Annotated in this window: 7 protein-coding genes; 4 read left to right on the top strand and 3 right to left on the bottom strand. The window is 38.2% G+C overall.

What is annotated here, in order from left to right; translation table 11 throughout:
* Positions 1 to 152: 152 nt before the first annotated feature.
* Positions 153 to 905 carry an alpha/beta hydrolase gene (locus AC3WOM_RS20400; RefSeq protein WP_427545115.1) on the bottom strand — a complete coding sequence of 251 codons (753 nt, stop codon included), beginning with the start codon at positions 903 to 905 and terminating at the stop codon, positions 153 to 155.
* A gap of 299 nt (positions 906 to 1,204) precedes the next feature.
* Between AC3WOM_RS20400 and AC3WOM_RS20395 the strand changes: the two genes are divergently transcribed.
* A complete protein-coding gene (locus tag AC3WOM_RS20395; protein WP_427545113.1) occupies positions 1,205 to 2,086 on the top strand; it encodes a LysR family transcriptional regulator in 882 nt (293 codons plus the stop codon).
* Between the two features lie 43 nt (positions 2,087 to 2,129).
* On the opposite strand, the gene AC3WOM_RS20390 is transcribed toward AC3WOM_RS20395, so the two are convergent.
* The gene (locus tag AC3WOM_RS20390) at positions 2,130 to 2,927 is read right to left on the bottom strand and encodes a DUF1835 domain-containing protein (protein ID WP_427545111.1); all 798 of its coding nucleotides are present in this window, start codon (positions 2,925 to 2,927) and stop codon (positions 2,130 to 2,132) included.
* A 15-nt stretch (positions 2,928 to 2,942) separates the two neighbouring features.
* Positions 2,943 to 3,566, bottom strand: a complete 624-nt coding sequence (locus AC3WOM_RS20385) for a LysE family translocator (RefSeq protein WP_427545109.1) — start codon at positions 3,564 to 3,566, stop codon at positions 2,943 to 2,945.
* A 239-nt stretch (positions 3,567 to 3,805) separates the two neighbouring features.
* Between AC3WOM_RS20385 and AC3WOM_RS20380 the strand changes: the two genes are divergently transcribed.
* The 3 genes from AC3WOM_RS20380 to AC3WOM_RS20370 all read left to right on the top strand — a co-directional run bounded on the left by AC3WOM_RS20380 (position 3,806) and on the right by AC3WOM_RS20370 (position 7,019).
* Positions 3,806 to 4,189, top strand: a complete 384-nt coding sequence (locus AC3WOM_RS20380; RefSeq protein WP_427545107.1) for a sodium:proton antiporter — start codon at positions 3,806 to 3,808, stop codon at positions 4,187 to 4,189.
* A gap of 472 nt (positions 4,190 to 4,661) precedes the next feature.
* Positions 4,662 to 5,756, top strand: a complete 1,095-nt coding sequence (gene proB, locus AC3WOM_RS20375; protein WP_492448126.1) for a glutamate 5-kinase — start codon at positions 4,662 to 4,664, stop codon at positions 5,754 to 5,756.
* Positions 5,757 to 5,768: 12 nt separating this feature from the next.
* Complete coding sequence (locus tag AC3WOM_RS20370; protein WP_492448125.1) at positions 5,769 to 7,019, top strand: glutamate-5-semialdehyde dehydrogenase; 1,251 nt, start codon at positions 5,769 to 5,771, stop codon at positions 7,017 to 7,019.
* The last annotated feature ends 206 nt before the right edge of the window (positions 7,020 to 7,225 follow it).

Below are 7,225 nucleotides of genomic sequence, written 5' to 3'. Positions count from 1 at the left end.
AAGCGGCTCATCGGACGCCCCCAGGAAAGCACTCAGTCGGAACGGAGATCAACCCCTCGTTTTGAAAAAGAGCTATACTTTTTAATTTGTCACCTTGATTTCATTGACATAATAGTATTTCAACAACATGAAGAGCTGTCAGCAGACAGCTCTTAGTTTGCTACAGACCACTCTACATGATCTAAAAATTTATATACATCCTCATATACTTTATCACGCTCTTTATCTAGCGTAATAATGTGACCGGAATTTTCATACCAGATAATCTCTTTATCATCTGTTTTTACTGTATTTAGGATAAAAGGTGCACTCTCTTGATATAGGTCATCATCTAAAGAACCTTGCATGACTAATGTTGGTGCCTGAATTGTTGATAATTCTTCTCGAGTTTCAGTAGTTAAACGTGTCACTCCATCTAATGAATCTTTAGGAGTAATACGAAGCTCATGTAATTCTGAAATAATTTGATCCTTTGATTTATTTTCAAAGTGTTTATATAAACGAGCATAATGGTATAAACGAGTAAATAAGCCTTTTGAGTTATCACGTGTAATTGGTGCACACATGGCAACACACGCTTTTACTGGAAAATTCTCAGCTACTTTTAATGAGAATACGCCACCAAGTGAAATTCCTACTACAGCAATTTCTTCATAGCCTTTACTTTGTAGGAAGTTATAACCTTCCACAACATCGTTCCACCAATCCTCTGGTTTTGTTTCTAATAATGCTTCTGGCTCTACACCATGCCCACTATATATTGGTGCATGAACGGTATAACCACGTTTGGATAAAAATTCTCCTAGCTTTTTAACATCTTTTGTGCTACCTGTAAATCCATGCAGTAATAGTACGGCTTTTTTGCCTCCCTCGATTGTTAGAGGTTGTGGCTTTATAAACTTCATTTTATAGTATCCCCTTCACGGAAATTTGTAATTGTGTATTTTATGTGTCTATCTTAACACCCTTTATTAATAATGTACAATTTATAGTTTTTATCATATTGATGCATTTTACGCATTAACGATGTTAGGTTAAAACGTATTAAATCGCCTTTTCTTCATACTTTAAAAGTGCAAAATTTGGATTCGGTTATTTTCAGTACGAATTCTTTTTAATATTTTTTATGTTACCTATACTTCCTACTCTTTTCTCGTTATAATGCAGTTAGCTCAAAAAATACGGAAATAGAGGTGTTGAGGAAATGGAGTGGCAACAATTAGAGTATTTTGCAACAGTTGCAAAGCTTGAGCATATGACACGTGCTGCGGAAGCATTAGCGATTTCTCAACCAGCATTAAGCCGTTCAATTTCAAAACTTGAAGAAGAATTAGGAGTTCCTTTATTTGACCGTCAAGGGCGTTCCATTATGCTCAACCGATACGGGGAACTTTTTTTGTATCGAGTTCAACGTATGCGCAAGGAATATGAAAAAGCAGTTTTAGAATTACAGGAGCTCAATAATCCTGAGCTTGGTGATGTATCACTAGGTTTTCTACATACTCTTGGAACTAGCATTGTACCAGATTTAATCCGTGCTTTTCGTCTACAGCACCCCCATATCCGCTTTCACTTTACTCAAAATTACTCTCACTCACAACTTAAGCAATTACTGGCAGGAGAACTAGACATCTGCTTACTGGCAGCAATTGACACAGAACCTCCTGTTTGCTGGAGAGAGTTGTGGCGTGATGAGCTTTTTATCATGGTGCCTATCGATCATCCGTTTGCTCATCGCAAAAGCATCAAAATGAAAGAACTGGAACAAGAAAATTTCGTTCTGATGAAAAAGGGTTATGCATTACGTAGAACGGCAGATCGTTTGTTAAATGCCGCTGGAATTAAACCAAAAATTACGTACGAAGGTGATGAAGTATCAACAATTGCAGGTTTTGTGGGGGCTGGACTTGGTGTCTCTTTACTGCCTGATGACGAAGACTTAAATCCTAAAAAATTAGCTAAAATTCGTGTGGAAGATATGGTCTGTGAACGTATCATCGGGATGGCATGGATTGAAAATCGCTATCTCCCGCCTTCAGCAAGACAATTCCAACAGTTTGTTTTTGATTTTTATGAGAAAAGATAAAAAATAAGCGACAGGTTGCATAAGTCAACCCGCCGCTTTTTATTTACTTTCCAATATATTTTACTCGATATGAATAAATATCTGAAAAATCACCGTCAACCTCAAAAAGTCCTTTCTTTGCTAGAGCTTTCAAGCGATTTTCGATAAATTCTTCATTTAAATAATCATCTATTGCACCAATTGTCTCACCAATGATGCGGACTGGCAGCAACCATTCTTCATTCTGGTGAACATGTACTCTTTTTGCGCACTCGATTATAATCGCATCTAATGCATCTTCCTCTACATGCACAATACCATCTTTCCATATACGTAGTGTACTTTGGTGGTGTTTCAGGTTCTCCCATTCCTTTGCAAGTCGCTGACATTCATTAATAGAAAATCGTCTTGCCTCTGGACGAAGCTTCATAAACATTTCTGATGAAAGCTCCCCTGTATGACGTATCATCATATTGGGTTGGATGCGTTTCAAGCCTTCTGTGGCATCTATTCCATAGACCATACTGCACTTGTTGATAAACTCACTCATAACATAGCGTAGACCAATCTCTTCGTGTGTATTTTGGCTATACCAAACCCAGACATCTACATCACATGGTAATCTGTCTATTTTTTTCATCCAATCTTGATGAAAATCCTCATACAATTCAAACTCTTCATGATCCCTAAAAACAACGGCTTTAAGCCAATTTTGTCGTTCTTCAAGGTTATTCAGAGGACCAATCGAGAACACATCATTAATACAAATCACTGACTCATCACGTTGTAAATGGTTTTGTCGGATCGCATGTTTTATGGAACCTTGTGTAGATAAGCTAAAGGTGATATGTAAAATTGCCATGAACAATTCCCCCTTCTACTGTTTACTCAGTGCAATTTTAATGCCAATAAAGGTAAAGATAACACCCTGCACCATATTTAATCTTTTCGCAATTGCAGGCTTCCCTATAATCACTTTTCTTACTTTACTAGCAAAAATACTAAATACTGAAAATAGGAAAAGTGCTTGACTTAAAAAGATAATACCCAAAATAAGCATCTGTAAAGCCACATGACCTTTGGATGGATTTACAAACTGTGGCAATAGTGCTAAGAAAAATAAGGAGACCTTTGGATTTAATATATTCATTAAAATTCCTTTTCTATATAATGCTACGTAGGCCTGGGCATTTTGCTGGTCCAATGTGAATGGATCGCCCTTCGCTCGAAATGATTGCCACGCTAAATATAGTAAATATGCCGCACCCGCAAATTTCACAATAGAGAAAATAACAGTCGATTGATAAATAATGGCTGATATACCAAGTACAGCAGCGCCAATATGTACAAGCAAACCTGTACATAATCCAAACGAAGTAACAATACCTGCCTTTTTGTCCTGTGTAATGCTTTGTGCTAAAACAAATAAGTTATCTGGTCCTGGCATTAATGTTAATATAATTGCTGCTCCTAAAAAAGCTAATAATGTTGAAAGCTCCAATAATACTTCCCCTTCTCTCCATTACTTTCAACCATTCCCAAAATGGTTTTATTGTCATTATACTACATGACATTACTGTCATCTGATGTTAGTTTATGACTTTATCATGAATTTTGGAAGAAAAAAATTATTCATTCAATAATGCTCGTTAATGCAATACTTTTCTCCCTCAATATCTTATAATGAACATAACCAAATTGAAACAAGGTGCATTGTTTTAAAGGAAGAGGTGTTTGTCGATGGCAGTAAGTGATATTGTGGAGCAATATGAAGACGAGCATGGGAGCGTCTATTATAAAATGAAAACACATGACATTGAAGTGCGTGCTACACAAACTACAGGATTAGCACCTGTAATTACCTATTGGATGGGTGCTAAAGAAATTACGGACGATATTCGTAGTTTACGCTTCAGTCCTCGTCCCCCCTCAAGCTATATCCAAGATTATGAGGAATTTCAAGCATTGCTCTATACGAAGGAGCAGCGTGCCATCAACCAGTTATATGAACAAATGAGCATTAAACCCAAAAATATGTCTTCGGGGAAACAGATACTATGGAGCTTCTTTGTAATCGTCATTGCTATGCTCCCGCTACTAATCGCCGTTTGGTGGTTCAAGTAATTGTAGATAACTATGTTTAATTCTCGTTTGCTCACCATTCCCTTCTCATTTATTCAAAACTTTCTATTAACTTTCCTATTCAGCTTGACAGTGACAAAGAAGTAGTGCATTCTTTAGTCAATTACAAAAAAACTGAACTTCTTTATCAAGCATATTAATATACTAAAACGCACGAAGACTAGTACTTAGCAACTACTTGATTAGAGAGCAATGTCCATAGGCTGAAAGGCATGCACAAGAAAGACTAATGAACCTCCTTTGTGAATCGTCCTAGCCAAACTAGGCGCAGTCTCAAGCGTTATGAGTAAAGTGGAATGTCAATGATGTTCAATGTAGGTGGTACCACGGAAAGCAAGCCTTTTCGTCCTAGTTTCTAGGATGAAAGGCTTTTTTTATTGTAAAAGTTCGGAGTGACATAAACTTTGTGTCTACTAAAAGAATAATTTAGAGGAATGATGAAGGGGGAAAAGACGTGGAAAGAAAAAGAATTGTCGTCAAAATTGGAAGCAGCTCCTTAACCAACGCAAAAGGTGAAATTGATAAAATACGTTTAATGGATCATGTTCAAGCAATTGCTGAGTTAAAAAAATACGGTCATGAAGTATTAATTGTATCTTCAGGCGCAGTGGCAGCAGGTTTTAAACAGCTCGGCTACCCTTCACGTCCTGTAACAGTAAAAGGAAAGCAGGCCGCTGCAGCGGTTGGGCAAAGCTTACTCATACAAACCTACATTGCTTTATTTGGCATTTATGATATTGTACCTGCTCAAGTTTTATTAACACGTACTGATTTTTCAAAAAAAGAACGTTATAAAAACGCTTGTGCCACATTTGAGGAATTACTTGAGCGCTCTATACTGCCTATTATTAACGAAAATGATACAGTCTCTGTCAGTGAACTAACCTTTGGTGATAACGACATGCTATCGGCCCTTGTTAGTGGTCTGGTACATGCCGATCAACTCATCATATTAACAGATATCAATGGGTTGTATAACTCCAATCCTATTAAAAATCCTCAAGCTAAACGCATTGATCGCTTAACAGAGGTATCCGATGAAATGCTGGGCTTTGCAGACGGATCAGGCTCTAAGGTTGGTACAGGTGGTATGGAATCCAAGTTGCTCGCAGCTAGATCCGCCTTAAATGCTGGTGTCAAGGTATTTATTGGAACTGGACACGGTGCGAATAAGCTTGTCGATATTCTAGAAGGACATGGAGATGGCACATATGTTGAGCATGATGCACTTGCGGTTCTAACAAATAACAAACAGTGGATTGCACTCACGGAAGTATCTGGTAAAATTTTTATAGATAGTGGTGCAGAGCATGCGTTATTAGCTAATGGGAAAAGTTTACTGCCTGCTGGTGTCAGTTATGTGGAAGGTGATTTCGAGAAAGGCGATGTTGTAGAGGTTTATAGTGAAAAGGGATTGCTTGGTCGCGGTGAGGTATTATACTCTTCCCTTGAGTTAGCACATGCAATGGGAAAACGCACAGCTGAGTTAACAAACTACCCAATTGAGGTTATTCATCGAGATAAATGGCTAAAAATTCAAACAAATTAAGGAGGAATTTACATGACTAGTGAAGTTCAACTAAAAGGAAAACTGGCAAAAGCGGCAAGCTACGTGTTAAATATTAAAACGACTTGTGAAAAAAACGGTGCTCTTACAAAAATTGCAGAACAATTAATTGTTGATCAGGATACTATTATCGCTGAAAATGCAAAGGATTTAGCTCATGGTGAGGAGCAAGGAATGCCTGCATCCACACTGGACCGCATTATGCTTAACAAGGAACGTATAGAAGCAATGGCAAATGCCATCCATCTACTCGTAGAATTAGATGATCCAGTAGGTAATTTACTAGAAAGAATAGAAAAGAATAATGGGCTGTTAATTGAGAAACGTATGGTGCCGATTGGCGTTATCGGAATGATTTACGAAGCCCGTCCTAATGTAACCGTTGATGCGGCAACATTATCTTTGAAAACAGGCAATGCTGTAATTTTACGTGGAAGCTCTTCAGCTAAATTCTCAAATGTTGCAATAGTGACAAGCATTCATCGTGCCCTTGAAAAAACATCAATTCCTGTTGATGCGGTACAATTGATTGAGGATACAAATCGAGAAACAGCAAAAGAATTATTCCATCTAAAAGAATACTTAGATGTGTTGATTCCTCGTGGTGGAAAGGCACTCATTGATTTAGTAGTAAGAGAGGCCACTGTACCTGTCCTTGAAACAGGTGCTGGTAATTGTCATATTTATGTAGATCAAACAGCCGATTACATAAAAGCAGAAAAAATTTGTTTGAATGCAAAAATACAGCGACCTTCCGTATGTAATGCAGCAGAAAGCTTACTCATTCATCCAGATTGGTTTAAAGAGTATGGGTCCCAACTTCTAAGCGCTTTGCATGAGGCAGGTGTCACAATTATCGGCGATGAATTCGTTTGTCAAGCGCTTGATTTCGCTCTTCCAGCAACAGAAGAAGATTACGCAACTGAATATTTAGATTTAAAGATAAGTGTAAAACTGGTGGAAAATGTGTATGAAGCAATTGAGCACATTAATAAATATGGTACTAATCACTCTGAAGCAATCATTACAGAGGATCAACTAGTGGCAGATACTTTCCTAAATAGCGTTGATGCGGCAGCTGTCTATCACAATGCCTCTACTCGTTTCACAGACGGCTTTGAGTTCGGCTACGGCGCTGAAATCGGCATTAGTACGCAAAAATTACACGCGCGAGGCCCTATGGGTTTACCAGCCCTTACCTCTACAAAATATTTCATTCACGGTAATGGGCAAATCCGCGAGTAACGGTAGAACTTAATGGAAAGCCAGCAGTTGATATATGCTGTTGGCTTTCTTTCCTTTTACGAATCGTACTGCTAACTGTGTGGAGTCTTTTCCCTTGGCTGAGCGATTTGTATTGTTACCTGAGCCGATTCTTCTCTTAGCCGAGCGTATCTCTATGCTACCTGAGCGAAGTCTCCCCTTGGCTGAGCGTTTTGCACTGCTACCTG

The sequence above is a fragment of the Lysinibacillus sp. FW301-JW8 genome, from assembly GCF_058788755.1.
The sequence above is the reverse complement of the archived record's forward strand: the minus strand, read 5'-3'. Positions and strand labels throughout refer to the sequence as shown.